Raw genomic sequence first — 2,027 nt, forward strand, 5'->3', positions numbered from 1 at the left:
GGATTAAGAACAGTCGTTTATAAAGTTGATGATCTTAATCGAGCTAAAGATTGGTATTCGAAAGCATTTGGAACTCAGGCTTACTTTGATGAGCCATTCTATGTGGGATTTAATATTGGTGGTTATGAACTAGGTCTTCTACCAAGTGATAAACCTAAAGAAGAAAAAGGTGAAAGTGTTATACCGTATTGGGGAGTAGAAGATATCGATCATGTATTTCAAGAGATGATTGATCTTGGTGCAGAAGTGTATGAGAAACCTTCAAATGTTGGAGGAGAGCTAATGGTTGCTAGTCTTATAGACCCTTGGGGTAATATTATAGGTCTAATTTATAATCCAGCCTTTAAGTTGGGTGATTGAGAATAATCCCCTTGTTTTTATTTAGTTTGATTCCAAATACGAATAATAAAGGATATCTTAGTCCAAAATTAATTCAAGCTAAATGAACACATATATATATAAGGCCAAACCTCAGGCCTTTTCAATACAAAATATTAAAAGTTTTGCGTCACCCATCACCATCCTTTATGGCGGGAAATCAGGTAATTCAGCATTCATTGCTGAACGAATGAGATGCCAATTTCAAACACATGAGTTGGAGCCAGCCGTATATAGCATGGCTGAATATGATGTAAATAATTTGGTAAATGAGAAATTCCTGTTTATTGTTGTTAGCACCAGAGGAGAAGGAGATCCGCCAGGACAGGCTCAGCAGTTTTATAAATATTTGATGGGATCGAAAGCTCCTAAGCTACCTAATCTGAATTTTTCGGTTTGTGCTTTGGGTGATTCGAGTTATAAATTCTTCTGCCAAACTGGTAAGGATATCGATAAGCAGTTGGGAATATTAGGTGCAAAACAATATATTGAACTCACTACATGCGATTTGGCTTTTAATGCAAAGGCTGAATCATGGGCTTCGTCTTTGCTCAATAAATTCCAAAATAGAGTGAATGGAGATGTCGTTGATTTGAAATTCGGGAATAATTCTGTTGGGCCAACTTTCTCGGTCACGGTCAAGGATAAATTTCGAATCACGGGTGAGCAATCTACAAGTGAAATCAGTCATCTAGTTCTGCAAACAGATCATTCTGATTTTACCTACCAGCCAGGCGATTCTGTAAGTGTCAAACCCAAAAACCCCTATTCTTTGGTGGTTAGTATCATGATTAAGCAAGATTACACGCCTGATATGATTGTGAAATACAAGGATAAGAAAAAGAGTATAGAAGAATTGTTGGCTGTGAAGTTGGAACTCACAAAATTAAGCGAAGAGGTCCTGAGAGCCTACCAAATACACACAGGTGATGAGAACCTGAAAGAACTTATGGAAAATAAGGAGCGCTTGTACAACTACCTTAAGCAAGCTGACGTATGTGATATGCTTTGTGATTTCCCCTACCAGATTGAAGCAAGTGAATTGTCTCAAATTCTCTCTGAGATTCAACGTAGAGAATATTCAATATCTTCGAGCGTAAGTGATACTCCTAATGAAGTGCATCTAACTGTGAAACAGTTCAATTATTCTGCTTTCGAGCGTGATCGTATTGGTGCTTGCTCTTCTTATATCAATAAAGGACTACAGTTGGGTTCAAGTCTGAAAGTTCAATTAGTTCCCAATGAAGAATTTCGACTTCCTGCCGATGATTTACCTATCATCATGATTGGTGCTGGAACGGGAATCGCACCTTATATCTCGTTTCTAAAAGAAAGAAAAGCAAAAGATGCAAGTGGTGATAATTGGTTGATATTTGGAGAGAAACAAAAAGACTGTGATTTTCTCTATCAAAATGAGATTGAGGTGTTAGAAGACGAAGGCATATTAACTCGATTGGATCTTGCCTTTTCGCGTGATCAGGCTGAAAGGATCTATGTGCAAGATCGTCTAAAAGAAAAAGGGAAAGAGGTTTTTGATTGGCTTGAAAAAGGGGCGCACGTCTATATTTGTGGTTCCATTGCTATGGGTAAAGATGTCAAGCAAAAACTTGTTGGATTGCTACAAAGTGAGGGTCCTATGGATGAATCAC

At 37.8% G+C, this 2,027-nt stretch carries 2 protein-coding genes; both read left to right on the top strand.

Going from position 1 to position 2,027, the window contains the following annotated elements; all coding sequences use genetic code 11:
• Positions 1 to 360 (top strand): VOC family protein (locus tag ABY905_RS16885; protein WP_372646006.1); only part of this gene is annotated, 360 nt, incomplete at its 5' end.
• Between the two features lie 82 nt (positions 361 to 442).
• Positions 443 to 2,027 (top strand): sulfite reductase flavoprotein subunit alpha (locus ABY905_RS16890; protein WP_372646008.1); only part of this gene is annotated, 1,585 nt, incomplete at its 3' end.

It is taken from the genome of Ancylomarina sp. (assembly GCF_041555295.1).
Taxonomy (GTDB): Bacteria; Bacteroidota; Bacteroidia; order Bacteroidales; family Marinifilaceae; genus Ancylomarina.